The sequence below is a fragment of the Pseudomonas sp. G.S.17 genome (assembly GCF_038096165.1).
In the GTDB taxonomy this organism is placed as follows: Bacteria; Pseudomonadota; Gammaproteobacteria; order Pseudomonadales; family Pseudomonadaceae; genus Aquipseudomonas.
In genome coordinates, this window is sequence record NZ_CP151076.1 from 5,934,427 (window position 1) to 5,959,794 (window position 25,368).

Sequence of the window (25,368 nt, forward strand, 5' to 3'; positions counted from 1 at the left end):
CCATGCTGCTGCGTTTTACCAAGATGCACGGCCTGGGCAACGACTTCATGGTTCTGGACCTTGTGAGTCAGCACGCGCATATTTTGCCCAAGCACGCCAAGCAATGGGGCGACCGGCATACCGGCGTGGGTTTCGATCAGCTGTTGCTGGTGGAAACCCCGACCAATCCGGATGTGGATTTCCGTTACCGGATCTTCAATTCCGATGGTTCCGAGGTCGAGCAGTGCGGCAACGGCGCGCGCTGCTTCGCCCGCTTCGTGCTGGATAAACGCCTGACCGCCAAGCGGCAGATCAAGGTCGAGACCAAAAGCGGGATTATCGAACTGGACATCCGCAACGATGGCCAGATCAGCGTCGACATGGGGCCGCCGCGCCTGATCCCGGAAGAAATTCCGTTCCAGGCCGTGGAACAGGCCTTGAGCTACAGCCTTGATGTAGACGGACAAACCGTCGAGCTGGCTGCGGTGTCGATGGGCAATCCCCACGCGGTGCTGCGCGTCGACGACATCAACAATGCCCCGGTGCACACACTCGGGCCGAAAATCGAGCATCACCCACGCTTTCCGGCGCGCGTGAACGTCGGCTTTCTGTATGTCGTGGATCGTCAGCGCGCACAGTTGCGGGTCTGGGAACGCGGTGCCGGGGAAACCCAGGCATGCGGCACCGGAGCCTGCGCCGCAGCCGTTGCAGCCATCAGCCAGGGCTGGATGGATTCGCCGCTGCTGATCGACCTGCCGGGTGGCCGCCTGTCCATCGAATGGGCCGGCCCAGGTCACCCGGTCATGATGACCGGCCCCGCTGTTCGGGTTTATGAAGGCCAAGTTCGTCTATAAGTGAGCAAATGCGATGACCGACAAGCCTCAGACTTCAACCGACACGCCCAGCCAATCGCCTGCCGATAACGCTGCGCCAAACACTGAAGCAGAGGCGATCATCGCTTTCCTGCTTGATCATCCGGATTTCTTCGCCGAGCACGACGAACTGCTGGTGTCGATGCGTATCCCGCATCAACGCGGCGATACCGTCTCGCTGGTCGAACGCCAGCTCAAGCTGCTGCGCGAGCGCAATATCGAGATGCGCCATCGCCTGTCGCAGCTCATGGATGTGGCCCGGGACAACGACCGCCTGTTCGACAAGACCCGCCGCCTGAACCTCGCCTTGATGGACGCCACCAGCCTCGAAGAAATCGTGATTGCCGTGGAAGACAGCCTGCGTCAGGAATTCCAGGTGCCCTTCGTCAGCCTGATCCTGTTCAGCGACAACGCCATGCCGGTCGGCCGATGGGTCACCACTGCCGAGGCGCAGAAAGCTATCGGCGGTCTGATCGGCGACAAAACCGTGTGCGGCGCGTTGCGCGAACACGAGCTGGCATTCCTGTTCGGCGCCGAGCAAAGCAAGGAAGTCGGCTCAACCGCCATCGTCACTTTGAATCACCTGGGCCTGCATGGCGTGCTGGCCATCGGCAGTCGTGATCCGCAGCATTACAAGAGTTCGGTCGGCACCCTGTTCCTCAACTACATCGCCGACGTGCTGGGACGTTTGCTGCCGCGCTTCACTCACGCGCTGCGCTCGGTCCGCTAATGGAACGGCAGCTGGACGCTTACTGCACTCACTTGCGCAGTGAGCGCCAAGTCTCGCCTCACACCCTCGAAGCCTATAGGCGGGACCTGAATAAAGTCCTCGCCTTCTGCGACAAAGAAAAAATCACCAGCTGGACGTCGCTGGATATTCAACACCTGCGCAGCCTGATCGCCCGTCAGCACCAGCAAGGCCAGTCGTCGCGCAGTCTTTCGCGGCTGTTATCGGCCGTGCGCGGGCTTTACCACTATCTCAATCGCGAAGGTATCTGTGAGCACGACCCGGCCAATGGCCTGTCGCCGCCCAAGGGTGAACGCCGCCTGCCCAAGACGCTGGACACCGACCGCGCCCTGCAATTGCTCGACGGCGCTATCGAAGATGACTTCCTGGCCCATCGCGATCAGGCGATTCTGGAGCTGTTTTACTCGTCGGGCCTGCGCCTGTCGGAGTTGACCGGCTTGAACATGGAGCAGCTGGACCTCAGCGAAGGCCTGGTTCAGGTGCTCGGCAAAGGCAGCAAGACCCGCGTCCTGCCGGTGGGCAAGAAGGCCCGCGAGGCGCTGCACGCCTGGATTGCCCTGCGCGCCCTGGCCAATCCCGAAGACGACGCCGTCTTCATCAGCCAGCAAGGCCGCCGTCTCGGGCCACGAGCGATTCAGAAGCGGGTCAAACTGGTGGGCGAGCGCGAACTGGGACAGAACCTGCACCCGCACATGCTGCGGCACTCCTTTGCCAGCCATCTGCTGGAGTCATCTCAGGATTTGCGCGCCGTACAAGAACTGCTCGGCCACGCCGACATCAAAACCACGCAGATCTATACGCACCTGGATTTCCAGCATCTGGCGACGGTGTACGACAGCGCCCATCCACGGGCCAAACGCAAAGGTTCTGACCATGATTAAGCTGATCACCTTCGATCTCGACGACACGCTGTGGGACACCGCACCAGCCATCGTCGGCGCCGAGGCCACCTTGCGTGACTGGCTGGCGGCCAACGCACCAAAACTGGGCCCGGTGCCCGTCGAGCATCTGTGGGAGATTCGCACCCGCCTGCTGGACGCCGATCCAACGCTCAAGCACCGCATCAGCGCCTTGCGGCGTCGGGTTTTGTTTCATGCGCTGGAAGATGCGGGCTACGCGCACGACGTGGCGCAGGATCTGGCGGACAAAAGCTTCGAGGTTTTCCTGCATGGCCGGCATCAAGTGCAGATTTTTCCCGAAGTGCAGCCAACGCTGGAGATTCTGGCCAAGACCTTCACATTGGGTGTCATCACCAATGGCAATGCCGATGTGCGTCGATTAGGGCTGGCGGATTATTTCGCCTTCGCACTGTGTGCCGAAGATCTGGGCATCGGCAAGCCTGACCCTGCACCGTTTCTGGAAGCGCTCAAGCGCGGCAACGCTGATCCGGCGCATGCCGTGCATATCGGCGATCACCCCGGCGATGACATTGCAGGCGCCCAGCAGGCCGGCATGCGCGCCATCTGGTACAACCCGCAGGGCAAACCCTGGGAAGCCGAAAAAGCCCCGGATGCCGAAATCAGCAGCCTGACGCAATTGCCGGATGTGTTGCGACGTTGGAGCTGACCCCGTTGGAGCGAGGCTTGCGCGCGAATCGGACGCCTCGGTAACGCAGGCACACCGCGTTATCGTTATTTCGCGGGCAAGCCTCCAACAAGATAAACGCGCAAAAAAAACCCGCAGCGACAGCGGGCTTTTTTTCAAGCGGCAACCGACACCTTAAATCGGGCGGCTACCGTATTTGTTGTCGGGCTTCTTGGGAGGATCGGCGACCACGTTGGCTTCCACTTCCTGAACCTTGCCGCCTCGGGCGAGGAACTCTTCCATAGCGCGGGCCAGAGCATCACGCTCTTTGTTTTTGGCTTCTACGCTAGGCAGCTCATCAACCGAGACTGCAGCCTTGGCTTTTCCCTTGGCTGGAGTGACGGAAGCTTCGACGCTGTCATCAACTTCAGCGCCATCGTCTTCGGCAGCAGCTACAAGCTCCTCACCGTCCTCTTCACCTTCCAGATCGTCAACCAGATCGTCGTTGTCGTCGTCGCTCATGTTCTACCTCATGACTTGCGAAAGCAGATTAGTTATAGCCCAGCTGCGCCCGTTTTCGAATGCGGCCGGAAAAAATTCAACATCGCGCTGAGCTCAGCGATCACGCCTTCTCACCCTGCAAGGTGGCGAGGACGTTGCGAGCACCGCCAACATCGCGATGCTCACCAAGATAAACACCTTGCCAGGTGCCCAGCGCCAATCGCCCTGCCGTTACCGGCAACGTCAACTGGCAGCCTAGCAAACTGGCCTTGAAGTGCGCTGGCAGGTCGTCAGGTCCTTCGTCGTCATGTTCAAAGCCGTCCACGCCCTGAGGTGCCAGACGGTTGAAATAGCGTTCGAAGTCGCGACGCACAGCCGGATCGGCGTTCTCGTTGATGGTCAACGAAGCCGAGGTATGCTGCAGCCACAAATGCAACAGACCCACTCGACAACCGCGCAGCTCGGGCAAGCCTGCCAGTATCTCGTCGGTCACCAGATGGAACCCACGAGGCCTGGCCCGCAGGGTAATCCTGGTCTGTTGCCACATACAGTTCTCCGCACGTTCGGCGCGCATTCTAACGCGCTGGTAGAAAAAGCAAAGCGCGCAATAAACCGCCTTTCCTGTAAGGCATCCGCGATGCCCTCTATCGACAAACGCCAGACAAAAAAATGCCCGGCAAACCGGGCATTTTTTTTGCGCTGACTTACAAGTTGTAGCCACGCTCGTTGTGCTGCGCAAGGTCGAGGCCGACAGCTTCTTCTTCCTCGGTGATGCGCAGGCCCATGACCGCGTCCAGCACCTTGAGGATGATGAAGGTCACGATCGCGGTGTAGATGATCGTGAAGCCGACGCCTTTGCACTGGATCCAGACTTGTGCCGCGATGTCAGTCACGGTGCCGAAGCCGCCCAGAGCAGGGGCTGCGAATACACCGGTAAGGATCGCGCCGACGATACCGCCGATACCGTGTACGCCGAAGGCATCCAGGGAGTCGTCGTAGCCGAGCTTGCGCTTGAGGCTGGTGGCGCAGAAGAAGCAGATCACGCCTGCAGCCAGACCGATGATCAGAGCGCCCATCGGGCCAACAGTACCTGCGGCAGGAGTGACGGCAACCAGACCGGCAACCACACCCGAAGCGATGCCCAGGGCACTTGGCTTACCGTGGGTCAGCCACTCGGCGAACATCCAGCCCAGCGCAGCGGCAGCTGTCGCGATCTGGGTAACCAGCATCGCCATACCGGCAGTGCCGTTGGCCGCAGCAGCGGAACCGGCGTTGAAGCCGAACCAGCCTACCCAGAGCATTGCCGCGCCGACCAGGGTGTAACCCAGGTTGTGCGGAGCCATCGGGGTAGTCGGGAAACCTTTACGCTTGCCCAGTACCAGACAGGCAACCAGACCAGCCACACCCGCGTTGATGTGAACCACGGTGCCGCCTGCGAAGTCCAGGACGCCCCAGTCCCACAACAGACCACCGACGCCGCCCCAGACCATGTGCGCGATTGGCGCATAGACCAGCGTGAACCAGATGCCCATGAAGATCAGCATCGCGGAGAACTTCATGCGCTCTGCGAAGGCGCCGACGATCAACGCCGGGGTGATGATGGCGAATGTCATCTGAAAGGTGACGAACACCGCTTCAGGGAACAACGCAGCCGGGCCAGTGATGCTGGCTGGCGTGATGCCAGCGAGGAACGCTTTACCCATGCCACCGAAGAAGGAATTGAAGTTGACGACGCCGGCTTCCATACCCGTGGTATCGAACGCAATGCTGTAGCCGTAAACGACCCACAGGATGCTGATCAAACCAGTGATAGCGAAGCACTGCATCATCACGGAAAGAATGTTTTTCGACCGAACCATGCCGCCGTAGAACAGCGCGAGGCCGGGAATAGTCATGAACAGCACCAAGGCTGTCGAAGTCAGCATCCAGGCGGTGTCGCCTGAGTTGAGGACTGGGGCTGCCACTTCGTCCGCCGCCATGGCAAGGCCAGGGGTTACGAGGGACAACAGGGCTCCTAGCCCTGCGAATTGACGCAGAGTCATATTGTTTTCTCCTGGGGCGTTGGGGTTGGCGGCTTAGATTGCGTCGGTATCGGTTTCGCCCGTACGGATGCGAATAGCCTGTTCCAGATTGACCACGAAGATCTTGCCGTCACCAATCTTGCCGGTGTTGGCTGCTTTGGTTATCGCCTCGATAACCCGATCCAGATCCTTGTCATCAATGGCTACATCGATCTTCACCTTGGGAAGGAAGTCGACTACGTATTCCGCACCGCGATACAGCTCGGTGTGGCCTTTCTGACGTCCGAAGCCTTTGACTTCAGTGACGGTGATGCCCTGCACGCCGATTTCAGACAGCGACTCGCGCACGTCGTCCAGCTTGAACGGCTTAATGATTGCAGTGACTAGCTTCATGAAACTTTCTCCCGAATTGGTGGACTTGCCCCAGGAAAACAAACCCGACTCAAGTCTAAGCGCAGTGCCTGGCTTTGTAACGCGTCGGTCGCCTTAATAGAGGCCCGACCAACCCCAGAAACCGCTTCTGACGAAACACATCCCCGCTCCGCCTGCCGCACTGCCTTCGTCACAGCGACTGCTTCAGTGCATGGGTCATAAGCGTCTAAGCAGAAAGCTTGCCATCTCGTGATTTTTCATTGAATACAGGCCATTGACCCACTATCGCCCAGCCCCGGCCCCTTCCAGACGAGCGGAACGCACAACTACAGTGCGCGCGTGCACGCCACGATGCGCGATAACCGTGCATCCCCCGACCTGGATTGACTATAGACGCTGCGTGCTACACTGCCGTCCATCTGATTCAGGAACCTGACCATGCTCGCGCCCAAAGCTTTCCTCGATGCCCTGAGCGGCCACGCCTCGCGCTTGTTCAACGGCGAGACGCCGATCCCGCGCAATGAATTTGAAACCCAGTTCAAGGCCCTGCTGCAAAGCGGCTTCAGCAAACTGGATCTGGTCAGTCGTGAAGAGTTCGACAGCCAGATGGCCGTCCTCGCCCGCACCCGGGCACGCCTGGAAGCGCTGGAAGCCAAGGTTGCGGAGATGGAAGCGAACGCCGCGCCAAAGAATGGATCTGACACGCACTGAACCCGTACAAGCGAGGCTTGCCCGCGAACCAGGCACCTCGGTGCACCAGACTCACCCCGTTATCGTTCTTCGCGGGCAAGCCTCGCTCCCACGGATCGGTATTGACCTATCTGGCCGGCACCAACAAACGCTCCAGCTTGCGCGTATAAGGCGCGAGGTCCCCGATGGTGCGCGCGACCCATTGCGGGTCGTAGTAGGTGTCCAGATAACGCTCGCCGCTATCGCACATCAGCGTCACGACCGAGCCTTTCAAACCTTGCTCCTGCATCTGCAGCGCCACCGTCAGCGCGCCCCAGACGTTGGTACCGGTCGAGCCGCCGGGCTTTTTACCGAGCAGACGTTCCAGCCAAGCCAGCGTCGCGATGCTCGCGGCGTCAGGCACCTGCAACATGTCGTCAATCACACCGGGCAGAAACGAAGCCTCGACCTTGGGTCGGCCGATACCTTCAATGCGGCTGCCATGCTGGCTGGTCACACTGGTATCACCCGTTCGGTAGCTCTCATAGAAGACTGAATTCTCCGGATCCACCACGATCAGCCGCGTGTCATGCCCTTTGTAGCGGATGAAACGCCCAATCGTCGCCGACGTGCCACCGGTTCCGGCGCTCATCACGATCGCGGCGGGCACCGGATGCTCTTCGCCGCTCAACTGCTCGAAGATGCTGTCGGCAATATTGTTATTGCCGCGCCAGTCGGTGGCGCGCTCGGCGTAGGTGAACTGGTCCATGTAATGACCATCGCCGGCGCTGGCCAGCCGCTCGGCCTCGGCATACACATCGCAGGCGCGCTCGACGAAATGACAGCGGCCGCCGAGCAATTCCACCTGCTCGATTTTCTTGCTCGCCGTATTGCGCGGCATAACGGCCGTAAAGCTCAGCCCCAGCAGCTTGGCGAAATAGGCCTCGGACACCGCCGTGCTGCCCGAAGACGCCTCGACCACATGCGTGCCTTCACGAACCTTGCCGCTGCAAATGGCGTGCAGGAACAGCGAACGCGCCAGCCGGTGCTTCAAACTGCCACTCGGGTGCGTGCTCTCATCCTTGATATAGATATCCACGTCTTTGAGTGCGGGAACATCCAGCTTGAGCATGTGTGTATCGGCCGACCGCTGTTGATCGCAGGAAATCTTTTTCATGGCCGTACGGATCCAGTCGCTCATCACTGCTATGCCTCTACTCAAATGCGGGTTAATGAGCAAATTTTACTGATATAACGGAAAAAGAATTTTCCTTCGTCCTACCGCAGTGACTAATCTGTAGAAAATATTTCTCCAAACCATCGGTAGCGAAGAATGGACAGTTTTGACCGACACATCCTGAGCCTGCTCCAGCGCGATGCGTCCATGCCGCTCAAGGATCTGGCCGAAGCGGTCAACCTCTCGACCACCCCGTGCTGGAAGCGGGTGAAGAAGCTCGAAGAAGCGGGCTTCATCAAAGCCAAAGTGGTGCTGCTGGATGCCGAAAAGCTCGGCCTCGGCTTGTCAGTGTTCGTGCAACTCAAAACCCAGCGCCACGACAGCCAGTGGCTCGAACACTTCGCCCAGACCGTCATGCAGTTCGAGGAAGTCATGGAGTTCTACCGAATGGCCGGCGAATGGGACTACATGCTGCGCCTGGTCGTCCACGACATGGCCGCTTACGACCGCTTCTACAAAAAACTCATCAGCAGCACCGAAGGCCTGTCGACCATCACGTCGAGCTTTTCCATGGAACAACTCAAATACACTACGGCGCTGCCGTTGCCGCGTGATTGATGTTATGCCCCTCTGTTTTAAGTCGTTGCGAATTAGGGCGTGAACACGAGAGAACCTTTCCAGCATTTCCAGTCGGCAAGTATTGGTGGAAACCGATCATGCGCTTGCATCCAACCGAACAAGACCGGATCAATCCACTGGATGATTTCCGAGATATCACGGTGCAGCACCAACAGTGGTTGCCATAGCAAGGGCTCGTGATGGAAGCATCTGTTGCGCAGTACTCTTCCATTGTTAAGGCGCTTGCGGATCAGATCAGGTTGACGCAGAGCTTTGGGACAATGGAAAAAGACCTTCATCAACGGTTTTGACAAAGTCCTGGTCGTCGCTTTGTTGAATAGAGCCGTCCAGAATCCGAAGCTTAGTTCTGCAACGATATTGTCCGGGGAGACGGCAACGTGTCGTTGAATCAAGATCGCTTTGGCATCGCGTATCTTCTCGTAAAGCTTTTCAAGCGCGCCGTCACCGCAGCAACGCCACTCCTCATACCAGTCTTCACGGCGATAGTTAAGAGCCATTTCTTTTTGGATACCGTTGCGCAGCGCAACTTCCAGAATATGGAATACCGAAACCAATGCCTCAGCGATCCTCATATTGTGGACGTAGGCTTGTGCGGCTATCGACTCATGCCCCCTATGCCCGCGTAAGTAACGAGCCATCCTGGGAGTCGATAACTTTGATTCCAGTGTCTGCCATATCATCGACGGTCAAAATCCTTTTTACGTTATGCCGCGATCCTGCTGTTCCTTTTGTACGAGCTCTCTGGGCGCTGGTCTATTAGCCCCAAGATGAAGAGGACACGGATAATACCCACCGCAGGGGATACCTCGAACTCATCCTTTTCCTAACTGTTTGACGGATATTTCATCTAGTCGTGCAAGCCTTGACTATCCCCTGTTTGATGGCCGATTCAGGTTTGACCATGCCGCCAAGGTCGAATATATTCGCCGGGCAGCCCTGACAACTCCACTCCCGGGATTCTGAAACGGTGATGAGCTCAGGTAAGAATATGGCCCCGCTCTGCGGGGCCAACTCATTTCTGGCCCGCGCGTTTTATCGCCCGACGCTGCCGGCTTCCTCTGCCGTTAACACCCTGTATCCATTCATTCCCTCACGACGCTTCGCAATCGCGCAGGATGCGCAAATCGCATTCTCAAGGAAGAGTCCATGTCTCTCGCTATCGTTCATAGCCGCGCCCAGGTCGGGGTAGAGGCGCCTGCTGTCACGGTTGAAGCGCACTTGGCCAATGGTCTGCCCACGCTGACGCTGGTGGGTTTGCCGGAAGGCGCGGTGAAGGAAAGCAAGGATCGTGTGCGCAGTGCGATTCTGAATTCCGGGCTTAAATTTCCTGATCGGCGCATCACGCTGAATCTCGCTCCGGCGGATCTGCCCAAGGATGGCGGGCGTTTTGATCTGGCGATTGCCTTGGGTTTGCTGGCGGCAAATGGGCAAGTGCCGCTTACGGCGTTGCAGGACGTGGAATGCCTTGGCGAGTTGGCCTTGTCGGGGGCAATTCGGCCGATTCAAGGGGTGTTGCCAGCGGCGTTGGCCGCCCGCGCTGCCGAGCGCACGCTGATCATTCCTGCGGTCAACGCCGAAGAAGCGTGTCTGGCGTCGGGTTTGCGGGTCATCGCCGCCAATCATTTGCTGGAGCTGGTGGCCCATTTCAACGGGCAGGTGCCCATCGCGCCCTATCAGGCCAGCGGGCTTTTGCATCAGAGCAAACCTTACCCGGACCTCAGTGAAGTCCAGGGCCAGACCGCCGCCAAACGCGCGCTGATCGTCGCCGCAGCCGGCGCGCATAACCTTTTATTCAGCGGCCCGCCCGGAACCGGCAAAACCCTGCTCGCCAGTCGTCTGCCTGGTTTGCTGCCACCGTTGGACGAACATGAGGCGCTGGAAGTCGCGGCGATTCAATCGGTCGCCAGCCAGATTCCGCTGACCAGCTGGCCGCAGCGGCCGTTCCGTCAGCCGCACCACTCGGCGTCCGGCCCGGCGTTAGTGGGCGGCGGCAGTCGCCCGCAGCCGGGGGAAATCACCTTGGCGCATCATGGCGTGCTGTTTCTCGATGAGCTGCCGGAATTCGACCGTCGGGTTCTGGAAGTGCTTCGCGAGCCGCTAGAGTCGGGCCATATCGTGATTTCGCGGGCGCGGGACCGGGTGCGCTTTCCGGCGCGTTTTCAGCTGGTCGCGGCGATGAATCCCTGTCCGTGCGGCTATCTGGGCGAGCCCACCGGGCGCTGTCGTTGTTCTACCGAGCAGATCCAGCGTTATCGCAACAAATTATCCGGCCCGCTGCTGGACCGGATTGATCTGCACCTGACCGTGGCGCGGGAAGCGACGTCGCTCAATCCTGCGCCGCAGCAAGGCGACGACACCGCCAGCGCCGCCAAATGGGTCGCGCAAGCCAGGGAACGTCAGCAGCGGCGCCAGGGTTGCGCCAATGCATTTCTCGATTTGCCCGGCCTGCGCCAGCATTGTGGGTTGTCTGCTGCCGATGAAGCCTGGCTGGAAACAGCATGCGAGCGACTGACGCTGTCACTGCGCGCCGCCCACCGCCTGCTGAAAGTGGCGCGCACGCTGGCTGATCTGGAACAAGTCGAGGCGATCAACCGCAGTCATGTGGCGGAGGCGTTGCAGTATCGGCCTTCGAGTCATTGAGCGCGCGGGCGACATGATCCTTGTGGGAGCGAGCTTGCTCGCGAAGGCAATGTTTCATACCTACCTATTCGCGAGCAAGCTCGCTCCCACAGAATTAACTGATCAACGAAACCGATCAACCTCAGTGCGCAATTCCGCCGCCAACGCATTCAGTTCTTCGGCGGTCACTGCCAGATGCGAGACCACTTCGCGCTGTTCGGTATTGGCCATCGCGATGCTTTGCAGGTTACTGCTGAGCAAGGTCGCGGTGCTGCTTTGTTCCTGGGTCGCTGTGGTGATCGCAGCAAACTGCTCACCGGCGGAACGGCTTTGCTCGTCGATCTGCGCCAGCGCGGCGGCGACCTTGGCATTGAGTGACAGACCTTCCTGCATCAACGCATTGCCCTGCTGCATCGTACTGATGGCATTGCCGGTTTCCTGCTGGATGCTGGCGATCATGCCGGAGATTTCATCGGTGGCCTTGCGCGTCCTGGATGCCAGGCTGCGCACCTCATCTGCTACCACCGCAAAACCACGGCCCTGCTCACCGGCGCGCGCCGCTTCGATGGCCGCGTTGAGAGCCAGCAAGTTGGTCTGATCGGCAATCGAGGTGATCACGCCAACGATGCTGCCGATTTCCTGAGAGCGCTGCCCCAACGTATCGATAACCGTGGCGGTGCTGCTGAGCGAGGAAGCAATCTGCTCAAGGGAAGAGGACGCCTCCTGCATCGAGGCGCGACCGATACGGGTTTGCTGGGCATTGTCACTGGCCAGACGTTCGGTATTGCCCATATTGTCGGCGATGTTCAGGGAAGTAGCGCTGAACTCTTCGACAGCGCCAGCCATGCTGGTGATTTCGCCGGACTGCTGTTCCATACCTTCGTACGCACCGCCCGACAGGCCGGACAACTCATGAGCGCGGCTGCTGACTTGCTGAGCGGCCGTGCGGATGTGGGAAACCATTGTCGACAAGGCTTCACCCATCTTGTTGAAGCTGCCCGCCAACTGACCGATTTCGTCGTGACTGGACACATTCAGGCGCACGCTCAAATCACCGGCACCCAAGGCTTCAGCCTGACGCACCAGATCGGACAACGGCTGCAGTTTGCTGCGCAACAGCCAGATTGCCGCACCTACTGCGATAAACATGGCCAACAGGCTGCCAATGGCCAGCTGCGTGCCGACGCTCCAGGTCACCGCGCTGATTTCAGCTTTCGGCATGCTGGCGAGCACTGTCCACGGGCCGTCCTTGAACGGCTGGGCAACACTGTAGAAATCCTGGCTGGTATCGTTCCAGAACTGACCCTTGCCCGGCTGCTTGACGACGTCAGCAACGGTTTTGCCTGCCTGTTCCGGGGCTTTCACGCCTGCCGGTGGGACCAGCCAGCGGCCTTGATCATCCAGCAGCGCCAAGGAACCTGTTGTACCGATGCGAAAATTCTTCAGGTTTTCGAACTGAGCGTTTTGCGCATCGGTGTAATCGAAGCCGACAAACAGCACCGCAATGACTTTGCCGCTGGTGTCACGCACCGGGGAGTACTGCGTCATGTAATTGCGGTCGAATAACACGGTTTTGCCGACGTAGTTTTGCCCGGCGATCAAGCGGTCATAAGCCGGACTCTTGTGGTCCAGTTGCGTCCCAATGGCGCGTGTGCCGTCCTGTTTGGTCAGCGACGTGCTGATCCGGATGAAGTCGTCGCCGCTGCGCACGAATACCGTGGCGACCCCGGCTGTCAGTTGGCGGAAGCTGTCGACTTCGGTGAAGTCGTTGTTCAAGGCATTGGCGCCCTCATACAAGCCTGGGGTCTGAACCCCGGCCACCGTGACGGTTTTGTCGGCCTGAACAGTCAGGCCGGCAGCAAAGCGTTTTTCAAACAAACCGGCCAGGCGCTGGGTGCTGTCACGCAAGGTGCTATGAAAGGTGGCGAGCTGATCCGCCAGCAACCGCGCTTCACTGCCCATATGCTCTTCACGAATGACGAGGTTGGCAGAGTCCAGTGAACGCAAAGCAAAAACGGTACTGCCGCTGATCACGACCGCCAGAATAACGGCCAGAGCTATACCGAGTTGCGAGGCAATTCGAGCGCGGGGCTTTGACATAAGGGCTCCTGACCGAACAGTTCGGACCTTTGGATTCCGGACTGTTCAGCAAATTATCTGTTTGATTTTTAGGGCTTTTCGTACGCTTTTTGGTACGAATAGTCCCATGTCTTGAACATCGGCCACTCAGATGAATACTTGAGCGCATCCGTCGGATTAGCAAACGATTGCGATACTGAAATCCGCCGACCACTTACCTGAGAATTTTCACGTCCGGCAACTCCATGGCCTGGACTTCGCTTTGCAGAAAGTCGCCCAGTCGCCGCAACCGCTCTGTTCCGGGCCTCGTACGCGGCCAGACCAGATAATAATCCTCGCCGCTGTGCACTGCGGTGCGCCACGGCAGGCTCATCCGACCGTGCGCCACGTCCTCGGCGACCATCAGCAAATCGCCCATCGACACCCCATAACCGCGGGCGGCGGCGATCATGCCCAGCTCCAGCGTATCGAAGACCTGGCCGCCTTTGAGTGAGACCTGCGCCGACAAACCGGTGCGTTCCAGCCAGGTGCGCCAGTCGCGACGATCCGGCGTCGGGTGCAGCAGTTCGGCGGCGGCCAGGCGCTCGACGTCCCACGGCAGCTCTTCGAGCAAGCTCGGTGCGCCGACCGGGATCAGCAGTTCAGGGAATAGGTAAATCGCTTCCCAATCCGCCGGAAAATGCCCGCGACTGAGCAGGACCGCGCAATCAAAGGGTTCCTGGCTGAAATCCACCACGTCGATTTCCACCCAGGCGCTGGTCAGCTGCACTTCGTTGCCAACCTGTAAATGGCGAAAACGGCTGAGCCGCGCCAGCAGCCAGCGCATGGTCAAGGTCGGCGGGGCTTTCATGCGCAGCACGCCTTCGTCGCTCAACAACGTGCTGCACGCCCTTTCCAGCGCCGAAAAACCGTCCCGCACGCCGGGCAGCAAAGTGCGCGCCGCTTCGGTGAGTTGCAGGTTGCGACCCTTGCGTTGAAACAATCGGCAGGCGAAATGCTCTTCCAGGGTGCGAATGTGCCGGCTGACCGCACTTTGAGTAATGGATAACTCTTCCGCCGCGCGGGTGAACGAGCTGTGTCGAGCGGCCGCTTCGAATGCACGAAGCGCATAGAGAGGAGCGAGACTACGAGCCATTCAGATCTTTCCTGCTGCGGGGAACGCTAACTTTAGCGTATATCCGCAGAGATGAGTTTTACTCATGCAACCGATCTGATTTATCCCTTTGTGCATCCTCGGCTAACTGTCGAGAATGTGCCGCTCATCAATACCTTCGAATTCGAGCACCATCGCCATGCAACAACCTGCCATTAAAGAACTCTGGATCATCCTGCGCCTGGCCGGGCCTTTGATCGCTTCGCAGATGGCGCACATGTTGATGGTGTTCACCGACACCGTGATGATGGGCCAGCTCGGTCCCGAAGCGCTGGCGGGTGGCGGATTGGGCGCGGCCAGTTACAACTTCATTTCGTTTTTCTGCGTGGGCGTCATGGCGGCGGTCGGCACGCTGGTGGCAATCCGGCATGGCGCGGGCGACAACAAAGGCGCGGCCCAACTGGTTCAAGCCGGGGTCTGGCTGGCCTGGGGCATGGCCTTGATCGCGATGCTGATGCTGTGGAATCTGGAGCCGATCCTTCGCCAGTTCGGCCAGACCGAAGCCAACGTCCACATGGCCGGTCAATTCCTGATCACCTTGCCATTGGCGCTGCCGGGTTTGCTGACTTTCATGGCACTGCGCGGCTTCACCAGTGCGCTGGGTCGAGCCGGTCCGGTCATGGCCATCAGCCTGGGCGGCGCCGCCGCCAACTTCGGCCTCAACTACGCCTTTATTCATGGCCTGTTCGGGCTGCCACATCTGGGTTTGATGGGCATAGGGTTGGTCACGGCGATTGTGACCAACGCCATGGCGCTGATCCTCGCGCTGCACATTCGCCAGCACCCGGCTTACGCGCCTTATCCAATTCTTCAGGGTTTCTGGCAGCTGTCGCGCAGTCACCTCAAAGAGTTGTGGCGTCTGGGCCTGCCCATCGGCGGCACCTACGCGGTGGAAGTCGGGTTGTTCACCTTTGCGGCGTTCTGCATGGGCGCGATGGGCAGCACGCAGATGGCAGCGCACCAGATCGCGCTGCAAACGGTGTCCATGGCGTTCATGATTCCCGTGGGGATTTCCTACGCCGTGACCATGCGCATTGGTCAGCATTACGGCGCGGGCAATCTGTTGCTGGCGCGGACCGCCGGGCGTGCGGGCATTGTTTTCGGTGGCAGCGTGATGCTGGCGTTCGGCGTGCTGTTCTGGCTGGCGCCGCATTCGATCATTGGGCTGTTCCTGGACATCAACGACCCGGCGTTCGCCGATATTGTCGATCTGGCGGTAAAACTGCTGGCGATTGCCGCCTGGTTCGAAATCCTTGATGGCACGCAAACCATCGCCATGGGCGCCATTCGCGGCTTCAAGGATGCCAAGACCACCTTCCTGATCGGGCTGGCCAGCTATTGGCTGGTGGCGGCACCTGCGGCGTGGATTCTGGGTTTCTATATGAATCAGGGCGCAGTTGGCGTGTGGTGGGGCCTGGCGCTCGGCTTGCTGTGTTCGGCGCTGGCGCTGACCTACGCGTTCGAGCGCAAGACTTCGCGGTTATTGCGGCGCGAAGCGGGTGCGGCAGTGGTGGCTTGAACTGCTGCGGTATTCGGCAGGAGGGGACTTGTCCCCGAAAATGGCCGCTCAGCCTGGGATTTGCCCGTTGTCTGGCCGATTGTCTTCGGGGACAAGTCCCCTCTCATCAAACATAAAATAACCCACTGTTTTGACTAAGAAAAATCACGCAGCTTTCACCAGTTCCAATCCCAACTTGCGGGCCTTGCGCAGCAAGGCCCGCATCTGCCTGTCTTGGGTCTTGGCTTCGTAAGCCTCCATTCCTTGTTCAACGTAAGGCTGGCCTTTGGTCAGCATTGCGTAGATCAAGCGGGCAAGTTGGTGGGCGGTTGCCTTGATCGCACAGCTGGTGTCCATCCTTGCCAAACGCGAACGATGGCTGGCACCGATGAAGCTTTTGTCATTGCGCGCATTGGAGGCGGCTTGCTTCAACGCCTGGGCTGCTCGATTCAGGACTTTGGGACCACTGCCGGGCAGCTGTCTACCGCCTGATATTCGGGTCGGGGGCGCAAGACCCAGCCAGGAACAAAAGTGTCCCGATGTCGGAAAACGTGACAAGTCAGGGCCGATCTCACTGGCGAGCACCAAGGCCGTATCTACGCCGAGGGTCGGAATAGCCGTCAGATCAACTCCCATGATTTTCCAGAGAGCCTGATGCAAACCGGCTTGCTCCGATGAAGAACGATGCGGACTGCGCAGCGCCTTGGTCGAGGGCTGAGGCTTGTCGTTGAGTGTCGGCAATTGTTCAAGCACCTGTCTGATCGCTTGGTCGCACTCAGCGATCTGCCCTTCAAGAAAGTCGTAGCAAGCCACTTCCTGAGCCAGGGCATGCAGGTGTTCCAGGCGCCAGTTGCCTCGTAAACTGCGCTCAATGGTTTCGTGATCAGCCTTGATGCGCCGATCTCGAAAAGCGGCCAGCTTTTGTGGATTACGCTCACCCTCGATAATGGCGCGCAGGATTTTCATTCCCGTCACACCCGCGATATTGCTGATCACATTGGCGAGCTGGATATTCATCTGGCTCAACGCCTTCTGCATACGGTTGAGCGTTTGAGCCTGATCGCGAACTTTATTGGCGCGCTGGCGCACTATCGAACGCATGGAGCAGATGGCGTCCGAAGGTCGGAAGGCCCCCCGCAGAAGGCCATAGCTCATGAGCTGCCAAATCCACTGGCAATCCAGCACGTCAGATTTACGGCCCGATATCTGGCGTGTGGCCCGGGAGTTGACCAGATAGACGTCGAATCCGCGGGCATCCAGAATTTCGAACAGGGGAATCCAGTAAACCCCGGTCGCCTCCATCGCGACCACGCTGATACTTAGCGATTCGAGCCAGTCGGCCAAACCGAGCAAGTCGTCGGTAAAGGTGGAAAAACTGCGCACCGGGTTATCGCATCGATCAGGGTCGACGCCAACCCAATGCTCACGACTGCCAATATCGATGCCCGCACAGTCATCGTGAACAATTCGTAAACGTTTCTGCTGGTTCTTGCGCGCCATGAGAATTCCTCGCAGGATTAAGGGGCGCGCGGGGTACACGGTGGCGAAAAGATTCACTCTCTCATACGTGGTCACAGCAAGCTGTGCCGACAATGACTCCACGCCGATACCGTGCGGACCACTCTCCTACTCGGGTGCTGTCACACCAGTGCGGGCTACGGTCTCTGTCCCGCGCGCACCTTCAACGCTAGACGCATCCCCCGTTTGCTGCGCGACAGCGCGGCGTCTGGACGACGGGGGATCTCCTACCGGTCTCTTACTTACCTATTCTGGCTGCATTGATCAAACACTACTCAACGACCGCGAAACGCCTTGATCGAAGGTCAGGAATTCAACCAGATCCGGCATCGCCAGCGGGCGGCTGATGAGGTAGCCCTGCACCTGATCGCAGCCAAAACTGCGCAACAAGGCCAGTTGCTCGACGTTCTCGACGCCTTCGGCGACCACTTCCAGGCTCAGGTTGTGCGCCAGGTTGATCATGGCGTGGACCAGCTTGCGGTTCTCTTCGCGCTGTTCCATTTCCGCGACGAAACTCCGGTCGATCTTGAGCAGCGCAATGGGCAGGCTATTCAGATGCACGAACGACGAAAAGCCGGTGCCGAAATCATCCAGAGAAAAGCGCACGCCCAGCTTGCCCAGCGCATCCATGGTGTGCTTGACCAGATCACTGCGGCGCATGACGGCGGTTTCAGTCAGCTCGAACTCCAGCCATTGCGCATCGACGCCACGGTCGGCGATCAAGCGGCTCAACGTCGCCAGCAGCTGGTTGTCCTGAAACTGGCGGAACGACAGGTTGATGGCCATGTGCAGCGGCGGCATGCCGAGTTCGCGCAGCGCCTGCATGTCGCGCAGGGCCCGGGAAATCACCCAGTAGCCCAGCGGCACGATCAAGCCACTTTGCTCAGCCAGCGGCACGAATTCGCTGGGCGGCAACAGGCCACGTTCCTTATGACGCCAGCGCACCAGCGCTTCCAGGCCGACGATGCGCCCGCTGGTCAGGCAAAGCCTGGGTTGATAGTGCAGCTCCAGTTCGTCACGGCGTAGCGCGCGACGCAGTTCACTTTCCAGATCGGCTAGGCTGCGCGCGTTGCGATTGATGCGTTCGTTGAAGACATGAAAGGTGCAGCCCTGGACACCCTTGGCTTGTTGCATGGCGATGTGTGCATGCCACATCAGCGGATCGGCGCCGGCCAGAGCACGCGAGTGGGCGATGCCCAGGCTGCAACCGATCAGCAGGCTTTCGCCATCAACCCAATAAGGCTCGGCCAGCGCTTCGGTGATGCGCTCGGCCATCCACTCGGCGCGGCGTGGTGCCCGCCGCGTGTCGATCAACAAGGCAAATTCGTCGCTGCCAAGGCGGGCGATCTGATCGCCAACCTCCAGCTGGCTTTTGAGGCGTGCCACAACCTGCAGAATCAGTCGATCACCCGCCTGATGGCCGAGGGCATCGTTGGCGCGGCGAAAGTTGTCCAGATCAAGATGCCCGAGGGCTAGCCCGCGGCCTTCGTTTTCCAGCAAACGCGCGGTCAGCAACGTCTGAAAACCCTGGCGATTGGCGATGCCGGTCATCGTGTCCTGTTCGGCCAGGCGTTGCAGCGTGTCTTCCAGCAAGCCTTTTTCGCGGATATGCCGCAGGCAGCGGCGCACGGTGTCAGTCGTCAGGCTGCTGCGTACCAGCCAGTCAACAGCACCGACTGGTCCGACAGACGGTTCCTGTTCCAGCAGCATTACGACAGGCAAACTGCAGCGTCCCGGCGCGGGTTGCAGCGCGGGTGTGGTCAGCAGCACCGTATTACCCTGGTCGACAATATGCTCGCTGACTTCATTCCAGTGCGCGACACACAGCAACTCAATGCCATCGAGGGAAACCAGGCAAACGCGAAGCAATGCTAGCCATTCCGGCTCTCGGGCCAGCAATAACAGTCGCACGGGTTGGAAAAGCGTAGACAAGCTAGCTCCCTAGGCTCGTCAAGGACGAGCAACAAAGCCCAAAGACGCGGGGCCAAACCAGCGCCTTTACAGCGCATTGGTACGCAAATGTAACAAACCTTACAGGATTAGATAGCGCAGCGATATTTAGTGCAAGTACGGGGGCGGACGGTGACCGCACAAACGTCCCAGCCTGTTAAAATGCCCGCCCATTTCGCTTGTGACCCTCTCCCTGACATGTCCCGACTCAATCCCCGGCAACAAGAAGCCGTGAACTACGTCGGCGGCCCTCTTTTGGTGCTCGCCGGCGCTGGCTCCGGCAAGACCAGTGTGATTACGCGCAAGATTGCTCATCTGATCCAGAATTGCGGCATTCGTGCCCAGTACATCGTCGCCATGACCTTTACCAACAAGGCTGCGCGGGAGATGAAAGAGCGGGTTGGCACCTTGCTGCGCGCTGGCGAAGGCCGTGGCTTGACCGTTTCCACCTTCCACAACCTGGGCCTCAACGTGATCCGCAAGGAGCACACGCGGCTGGGCTACAAGCCAGGCTTTTCGATCTTTGACGAAACTGACGTCAAAGCGCTGATGACCGACATCATGCAGAAAGAGTATTCCGGCGACGATGGGGTCGACGAAATCAAGAACATGATCGGTTCGTGGAAAAACGACCTGATCCTGCCGCCCGAGGCCCTGGCCAACGCCCGCAACCCCAAGGAACAGACCGCCGCCATCGTCTACACCCACTATCAGCGCACGCTCAAGGCGTACAACGCAGTGGATTTCGACGACCTGATTTTGCTGCCGGTGAAACTCTTCCAGGAACACGCCGACATTCTTGAAAAGTGGCAGAACAAGGTTCGTTACTTGCTCGTCGATGAATACCAGGACACTAACGCCAGCCAGTATTTGCTGGTGAAGTTGCTGATCGGCATGCGCAACCAGTTCACCGTAGTGGGCGACGACGATCAGTCGATCTACGCCTGGCGCGGCGCGCGGCCGGAAAACCTGATGCTGCTCAAGGACGACTATCCGTCGCTGAAAGTGGTCATGCTGGAGCAGAACTACCGCTCCACCAGCCGCATCCTGCGCTGTGCCAACGTGCTGATTTCCAACAATCCCCACGCCTTCGAAAAGCAATTGTGGAGCGAGATGGGTCACGGCGATGAAATCCGCGTGATCCGCTGCCGCAACGAAGACGCCGAAGCCGAGCGCGTGGCCGTGGAAATCCTCAGCCTGCACTTGCGCACCGATCGGCCGTACAGCGACTTTGCGATCCTGTATCGCGGCAACTATCAGGCGAAACTGATCGAGCTGAAACTCCAGCACCATCAGGTGCCGTATCGTCTGTCAGGTGGCAACAGCTTTTTCGGACGTCAGGAAGTAAAAGACCTGATGGCCTATTTCCGTTTGCTGGTCAATCCGGACGACGACAACGCCTTCCTGCGCGTGATCAACGTGCCGCGCCGGGAAATCGGCTCGACGACCCTGGAAAAACTCGGCAACTACGCCACCGAGCGCAAGATCTCGATGTACAACGCCACCGACGAAATCGGGCTGGGCGAGCATCTGGACAGCCGCTACACCGACCGCTTGCAGCGTTTCAAGCGCTGGATGGATCGCGTGCGCGAGCAATGTGCCAAGGACGACCCGATTGGCGCGTTGCGCAGCATGGTCATGGACATCGATTATGAAAACTGGCTGCGGCAGAACAGCTCCAGCGACAAGGCCGCCGATTACCGCATGGGCAACGTCTGGTTCCTGATCGAGGCGTTGAAGAACACCCTCGAAAAAGACGAAGAAGGCACCATGACCATCGAGGAGGCCATCGGCAAGTTGGTCTTGCGCGACATGCTCGAACGCCAGCAGGAAGAGGAAGACGGCGCCGAAGGCGTGCAGATGATGACCTTGCACGCCTCCAAGGGCCTGGAATTTCCTTACGTGTTCATCATGGGCATGGAAGAGGAAATCCTCCCGCACCGCTCCAGCATCGAAGCCGACACCATCGAAGAAGAGCGTCGCCTGGCTTACGTGGGCATCACCCGCGCGCGCCAGACGCTGGCATTCACCTTCGCCGCCAAGCGCAAGCAATACGGCGAAATCATCGATTGCTCGCCAAGCCGCTTCCTCGACGAATTGCCCCCGGACGATCTGGCCTGGGAAGGCAACGACGACACACCCACCGAAGTGAAAGCCGTGCGCGGCAATACGGCATTGGCGGATATTCGTGCCATGCTCAAACGCTAGAATTGACTACTTTTTGCGCACATTCGCGCAGCCGAGGAACCGACGTGGAAGCACTGCACCAGAAAATTCGCGATGAAGGCATCGTATTGTCCGACCAGGTGTTGAAGGTTGATGCGTTTCTCAATCATCAGATCGACCCTGCGTTGATGCAGCTGATCGGCGATGAATTCGCCACGCTGTTCGCCGACTCGGGCATCACCAAGATCGTCACCATCGAGGCCTCGGGTATTGCTCCGGCGATCATGACCGGCTTGCGGCTCGGCGTGCCGGTGATCTTCGCCCGCAAGCATCAATCCCTGACGCTGACGGAAAACCTGCTGTCGGCCACGGTGTATTCGTTCACCAAGCAGACCGAAAGCACCGTCGCCATTTCGCCACGGCATCTGAACAGCAACGACAAAGTGCTGATCATTGATGACTTCCTGGCCAACGGTAAGGCATCCCAGGCGCTGATTTCGATCATCAAGCAAGCTGGCGCAACCGTCGCCGGACTGGGCATCGTGATCGAGAAGTCGTTTCAGGGCGGCCGCGCCGAACTGGACGCCCAAGGCTATCGCGTCGAATCGCTGGCCCGGGTGAAGTCCCTGGCGGGCGGGGTTGTTACGTTTATCGAGTGATTGAAACAAATCATTCGCTCGGTAGGAGGGGACTTGTCCCCGAACGCAATTTGCCCGACAACGAGATATCCGAAAATCAACGCCGCTTGAACTAACGTTTTCGGGGACGAGTCCCCTCCTACCAGAATCCTTGTTGCCAGCAGGTATCGGGAATACCCAACCCACCACCCGCCAGCTTCAACAACCGTTTTGGAGACCAAATGATCATTGGCGAGCGCTTGTACATCGAAGCACTGTTCGATCCTCATACCTCGACCATCAGCTATCTGGTCATGGACCTGAGCAGCAAACACTGCGCCCTGATCGACAGCGTGCTGGATTACGACCCCAAGTCCGGGCGCACCGGCACCGAGTCCGCCGACCGCTTGATCGCCCGTGTTCGGGAGCTGCAAGCCTCGGTGCAATGGATTCTCGAAACCCATGTCCACGCCGATCATCTTTCCGCAGCCGCGTACCTGAAAGACCAGCTGCACGGGCAGATCGCTATCGGCAGCCATATCACCCAGGTGCAGAAAGTGTTCGGTGCGCTGTTCAACGCGCCGGGCAGTTTTGCCCGCGATGGCAGTCAGTTCGACGTGCTGCTGGGCGACGGCATGTCATTCCAGATCGGCACGCTTGAAGCGCGGGCGATGCACACGCCCGGCCACACTCCGGCGTGCATGACGTACCTGGTGGAAGTGGCGGGCGAAACCGTGGCGTTCGTTGGCGACACTTTATTCATGCCCGACTACGGCACCGCGCGCTGCGACTTCCCCGGCGCCGACGCCCGGACGCTGTATCGCTCGATTCACAAGATCCTCAGCCTGCCGGCCAGCACACGACTGTTCATGTGCCATGACTACCTGCCAAACGGCCGCGAACTGCGATACATGACCACGGTTGCCGAGCAGCGCGCCGAGAATATCCACATCCACGAAGGCATCGATGAAGACGCGTTCGTGAAGATGCGCGAAGCCCGCGATGCAACCCTGGACATGCCCGTGCTGATCCTGCCTTCGGTACAGATCAACATGCGTTGCGGCCACCTTCCAGAGCCGGAAGAAAACGGCATCAGCTACCTGAAAATCCCGCTTAACGTCCTTTGAACCGGGCATCCACTTCTGGAGCTGTTGCGATGCAAGAACAACATGACGTCCGCCACCAAATTCTCATCGTTGGCGCTGGCGCGGCGGGAATCGCTACGGCATCGAGCCTGCTGGCTCGGGACGCGACGCTGGATATCGCAATCATCGATCCGGCCGACACCCACTACTATCAACCCGGCTGGACCCTGGTCGGCGCCGGCATTTTTCAACCTGAGTCCACTGCGCGCAGCATGGAATCGTTGATTCCCAAGGGCGTGCGCTGGATCAAGGAAGCCGTCGCGGCGTTCGAGCCGCAACACCATCGAGTCCTGCTGCAGACCGGGCAGATACTCGGCTATCAACAGCTGATCGTCTGCCCCGGCCTGAAACTCGACTGGGCGGCGATTCCCGGCCTCCAGGAAACCCTGGGTAAAAACGGCGTCACCTCCAATTATCGCTACGACCTGGCACCTTACACCTGGCAGCTGGTGCAAAACCTCAAGCAGGGTCGCGCGCTGTTCACCCAGCCGCCCATGCCGATCAAATGCGCGGGCGCGCCGCAAAAGGCGATGTATCTGTCTTGCGATCACTGGCTGAAGACCGGCCATCTGAGGCAGATCAACACCCAATTCTTCAATGCTGGCGGCGTGCTGTTTGGCGTGGCCGACTATGTGCCGGCCTTGATGAAGTACATCGAGCGCTACGCCATCGACTTGCAATTCAATCACAAGCTGATCGCCGTGGACGGCCCTCGGAAAGTGGCAACTTTCGTGAGCACCGACGCCGATGGCAGCAGCGAAACCGTCGAGCAAATCTTCGACATGCTGCATGTGGCGCCGCCGCAGACTGCACCGGACTTCATCCGCGCCAGCCCGCTGGCCGACGCCGCAGGCTGGATCGATGTCGATCCGGCAACCCTGCAACATCGCCGTTTCGCCAATATCCACGGCCTGGGCGACGCGACCAACACCAGCAACGCGAAAACCGCAGCGGCCGCCCGCAAACAGGCGCCGGTGGTAGCCAACAACGTATTGCGTGCCCTGGGCCGCTTGCAGCAACAGGCGCAATACGACGGCTATGGTTCATGCCCGCTGACCGTGGAACGCGGCAAGATCGTCCTCGCCGAATTCACCTATGGCGGCAAACTGGCCCCGAGCTTCCCGGACTGGCTGGTCAACGGCCGCAAACCCACGCGTCTGGCCTGGTGGCTGAAAGAACGCATTCTGCCGCCGCTGTACTGGCGCGGCATGTTGCGCGGTCGGGAATGGCTCGCTCGCCCGAAGCTTGATCCGCTCAAGGCCGGAAAATGAACGAACATCAACTGCTCGGCGCAGGCCTGGGCACGTTGATCGGCGCGATATTGGCGTTGACCGGGGCCGGTGGCGGCATTCTCGCCGTGCCATTGCTGGTGTTCGGCCTTGGCCTGTCGATAGTCGAAGCCGCGCCCGTGGGATTGCTGGCAGTCGGCCTGGCCTCGGCGGTCGGTGCGATTCTGGGTTGGCGCGAAGGCATCGTGCGTTATCGCGCTGCGGGTTATATCGCCAGCATCGGCATCGTCATCGCGCCACTGGGTTTGTGGCTTGCCCATCAGTTGCCGAACACGCCGCTGGCGCTGCTGTTCTCGACGGTTTTGATGTATGCCTGCGTGCGGATTTTCCGCAAAGCCAGCTGCGAATTGCGCCACGGCCCATTGGCCACCCGCCCGGATTTTCTGCCCTGTGTTCTGAATCCGCTGCAAGGTCGTCTGCGCTGGACCATGCCCTGTCTGCGCGCGCTGACGTTGACCGGCATGCTGGCGGGCCTGTTATCCGGATTGCTGGGGGTTGGCGGCGGCTTCGTGATTATCCCGGCGCTAACGCGCTACACCGACCTGGACATGAAAAGCGTGGTGGCCACTTCATTGGCGGTCATTGCCCTGGTTTCCCTGGGCAGCGTGATCACCGCAACGCTGAGCGGCGTGATGCACTGGGCCGTCGGCGCGCCATTTGCAGCAGGCGCGGTGGTCGGCCTTGTCGCCGGACGGCAGATTGCCCGCTACCTCGCCGGGCCGCGATTGCGACAGCTGTTTGCCGTGGTGGGAATCGGTGCGGCGGTGATGTTGGTCGCGACACAGATCACATTTTTCCTGTAGTCGCTCCCTCCTACCGGTTTTGCGCAGCC

The 25,368-nt window shown here is 59.5% G+C and carries 23 protein-coding genes; 13 read left to right on the forward strand and 10 right to left on the reverse strand.

Annotated features, from left to right (window positions below; translation table 11 throughout):
- Positions 1 to 2: 2 nt before the first annotated feature.
- From dapF to AABC73_RS27700, 4 genes are read left to right on the forward strand one after another with little or no spacing between them, the layout of a single operon-like run.
- Positions 3 to 833, forward strand: a complete 831-nt coding sequence (gene dapF, locus AABC73_RS27685) for a diaminopimelate epimerase (RefSeq protein ID WP_065832535.1) — start codon at positions 3 to 5, stop codon at positions 831 to 833.
- Positions 834 to 846: 13 nt separating this feature from the next.
- A complete protein-coding gene (locus AABC73_RS27690; RefSeq protein WP_341521733.1) occupies positions 847 to 1,581 on the forward strand; it encodes a DUF484 family protein in 735 nt (244 codons plus the stop codon).
- Entirely contained in the window at positions 1,581 to 2,480 is a 900-nt protein-coding gene (gene xerC / locus AABC73_RS27695; protein WP_341521734.1) for a tyrosine recombinase XerC, read from the forward strand. The genes AABC73_RS27690 and xerC overlap by 1 nt, the downstream gene beginning before the upstream one ends.
- Entirely contained in the window at positions 2,473 to 3,165 is a 693-nt protein-coding gene (locus AABC73_RS27700; RefSeq protein WP_341521735.1) for an HAD family hydrolase, read from the forward strand. The genes xerC and AABC73_RS27700 overlap by 8 nt, the downstream gene beginning before the upstream one ends.
- A gap of 153 nt (positions 3,166 to 3,318) precedes the next feature.
- Here AABC73_RS27700 and sutA read toward each other — a convergent pair whose 3' ends face one another.
- The 4 genes from sutA to glnK all read right to left on the reverse strand — a co-directional run bounded on the left by sutA (position 3,319) and on the right by glnK (position 6,038).
- Positions 3,319 to 3,645, reverse strand: coding sequence for a transcriptional regulator SutA (sutA, locus tag AABC73_RS27705; RefSeq protein ID WP_341521736.1), 327 nt, complete (start codon positions 3,643 to 3,645; stop codon positions 3,319 to 3,321).
- Positions 3,646 to 3,745: 100 nt separating this feature from the next.
- On the reverse strand, positions 3,746 to 4,171 hold the full coding sequence (locus AABC73_RS27710; protein WP_020293431.1) for a secondary thiamine-phosphate synthase enzyme YjbQ: 426 nt from the start codon (positions 4,169 to 4,171) through the stop codon (positions 3,746 to 3,748).
- Positions 4,172 to 4,328: 157 nt separating this feature from the next.
- Complete coding sequence (locus AABC73_RS27715; RefSeq protein WP_020293430.1) at positions 4,329 to 5,666, reverse strand: ammonium transporter; 1,338 nt, start codon at positions 5,664 to 5,666, stop codon at positions 4,329 to 4,331.
- A gap of 33 nt (positions 5,667 to 5,699) precedes the next feature.
- A complete protein-coding gene (glnK, locus tag AABC73_RS27720; protein WP_002555808.1) occupies positions 5,700 to 6,038 on the reverse strand; it encodes a P-II family nitrogen regulator in 339 nt (112 codons plus the stop codon).
- Positions 6,039 to 6,455: 417 nt separating this feature from the next.
- Between glnK and AABC73_RS27725 the strand changes: the two genes are divergently transcribed.
- Positions 6,456 to 6,728, forward strand: coding sequence for an accessory factor UbiK family protein (locus AABC73_RS27725; RefSeq protein WP_341521737.1), 273 nt, complete (start codon positions 6,456 to 6,458; stop codon positions 6,726 to 6,728).
- Positions 6,729 to 6,834: 106 nt separating this feature from the next.
- Here AABC73_RS27725 and AABC73_RS27730 read toward each other — a convergent pair whose 3' ends face one another.
- The gene (locus AABC73_RS27730; protein ID WP_341521738.1) at positions 6,835 to 7,887 is read right to left on the reverse strand and encodes a PLP-dependent cysteine synthase family protein; all 1,053 of its coding nucleotides are present in this window, start codon (positions 7,885 to 7,887) and stop codon (positions 6,835 to 6,837) included.
- Between the two features lie 132 nt (positions 7,888 to 8,019).
- Here AABC73_RS27730 and AABC73_RS27735 point away from each other — a divergent pair, with 132 nt between their 5' ends.
- The gene (locus AABC73_RS27735) at positions 8,020 to 8,481 is read left to right on the forward strand and encodes an Lrp/AsnC family transcriptional regulator (protein ID WP_341521739.1); all 462 of its coding nucleotides are present in this window, start codon (positions 8,020 to 8,022) and stop codon (positions 8,479 to 8,481) included.
- Between the two features lie 32 nt (positions 8,482 to 8,513).
- Here the strand turns inward: AABC73_RS27735 and AABC73_RS27740 are convergent, their stop codons facing one another.
- On the reverse strand, positions 8,514 to 9,140 hold the full coding sequence (locus tag AABC73_RS27740; protein ID WP_341521740.1) for an Abi family protein: 627 nt from the start codon (positions 9,138 to 9,140) through the stop codon (positions 8,514 to 8,516).
- A gap of 508 nt (positions 9,141 to 9,648) precedes the next feature.
- Here AABC73_RS27740 and AABC73_RS27745 point away from each other — a divergent pair.
- Entirely contained in the window at positions 9,649 to 11,142 is a 1,494-nt protein-coding gene (locus AABC73_RS27745; protein ID WP_341521741.1) for a YifB family Mg chelatase-like AAA ATPase, read from the forward strand.
- 102 nt (positions 11,143 to 11,244) lie between these two features.
- Here the strand turns inward: AABC73_RS27745 and AABC73_RS27750 are convergent, their stop codons facing one another.
- Positions 11,245 to 13,221, reverse strand: a complete 1,977-nt coding sequence (locus AABC73_RS27750) for a methyl-accepting chemotaxis protein (RefSeq protein WP_341521742.1) — start codon at positions 13,219 to 13,221, stop codon at positions 11,245 to 11,247.
- Between the two features lie 193 nt (positions 13,222 to 13,414).
- Positions 13,415 to 14,335, reverse strand: coding sequence for a LysR substrate-binding domain-containing protein (locus AABC73_RS27755; RefSeq protein WP_341521743.1), 921 nt, complete (start codon positions 14,333 to 14,335; stop codon positions 13,415 to 13,417).
- A 157-nt stretch (positions 14,336 to 14,492) separates the two neighbouring features.
- Here AABC73_RS27755 and AABC73_RS27760 point away from each other — a divergent pair, with 157 nt between their 5' ends.
- Positions 14,493 to 15,872 (forward strand): NorM family multidrug efflux MATE transporter, encoded by a 1,380-nt coding sequence (locus tag AABC73_RS27760; RefSeq protein ID WP_341521744.1) that lies wholly within the window; start codon positions 14,493 to 14,495, stop codon positions 15,870 to 15,872.
- A 144-nt stretch (positions 15,873 to 16,016) separates the two neighbouring features.
- Here the strand turns inward: AABC73_RS27760 and AABC73_RS27765 are convergent, their stop codons facing one another.
- Both AABC73_RS27765 and AABC73_RS27770 read right to left on the reverse strand, forming a co-directional pair.
- Positions 16,017 to 17,351, reverse strand: coding sequence for an IS110 family transposase (locus tag AABC73_RS27765; protein ID WP_341520479.1), 1,335 nt, complete (start codon positions 17,349 to 17,351; stop codon positions 16,017 to 16,019).
- A gap of 282 nt (positions 17,352 to 17,633) precedes the next feature.
- On the reverse strand, positions 17,634 to 19,301 hold the full coding sequence (locus AABC73_RS27770; protein WP_341521745.1) for a bifunctional diguanylate cyclase/phosphodiesterase: 1,668 nt from the start codon (positions 19,299 to 19,301) through the stop codon (positions 17,634 to 17,636).
- A gap of 216 nt (positions 19,302 to 19,517) precedes the next feature.
- Between AABC73_RS27770 and rep the strand changes: the two genes are divergently transcribed.
- The 5 genes from rep (at position 19,518) to AABC73_RS27795 (ending at position 25,339) form a co-directional block, all read left to right on the forward strand.
- Positions 19,518 to 21,527, forward strand: coding sequence for a DNA helicase Rep (gene rep / locus AABC73_RS27775; RefSeq protein ID WP_331149929.1), 2,010 nt, complete (start codon positions 19,518 to 19,520; stop codon positions 21,525 to 21,527).
- 44 nt (positions 21,528 to 21,571) lie between these two features.
- A complete protein-coding gene (locus tag AABC73_RS27780) occupies positions 21,572 to 22,144 on the forward strand; it encodes a xanthine phosphoribosyltransferase (protein WP_341521746.1) in 573 nt (190 codons plus the stop codon).
- Positions 22,145 to 22,344: 200 nt separating this feature from the next.
- Positions 22,345 to 23,229 carry an MBL fold metallo-hydrolase gene (locus AABC73_RS27785; protein WP_341521747.1) on the forward strand — a complete coding sequence of 295 codons (885 nt, stop codon included), beginning with the start codon at positions 22,345 to 22,347 and terminating at the stop codon, positions 23,227 to 23,229.
- 29 nt (positions 23,230 to 23,258) lie between these two features.
- Complete coding sequence (locus AABC73_RS27790) at positions 23,259 to 24,518, forward strand: FAD/NAD(P)-binding oxidoreductase (RefSeq protein WP_341521748.1); 1,260 nt, start codon at positions 23,259 to 23,261, stop codon at positions 24,516 to 24,518.
- On the forward strand, positions 24,515 to 25,339 hold the full coding sequence (locus tag AABC73_RS27795; protein ID WP_341521749.1) for a sulfite exporter TauE/SafE family protein: 825 nt from the start codon (positions 24,515 to 24,517) through the stop codon (positions 25,337 to 25,339). The genes AABC73_RS27790 and AABC73_RS27795 overlap by 4 nt, the downstream gene beginning before the upstream one ends.
- Positions 25,340 to 25,368 lie beyond the last annotated feature (29 nt).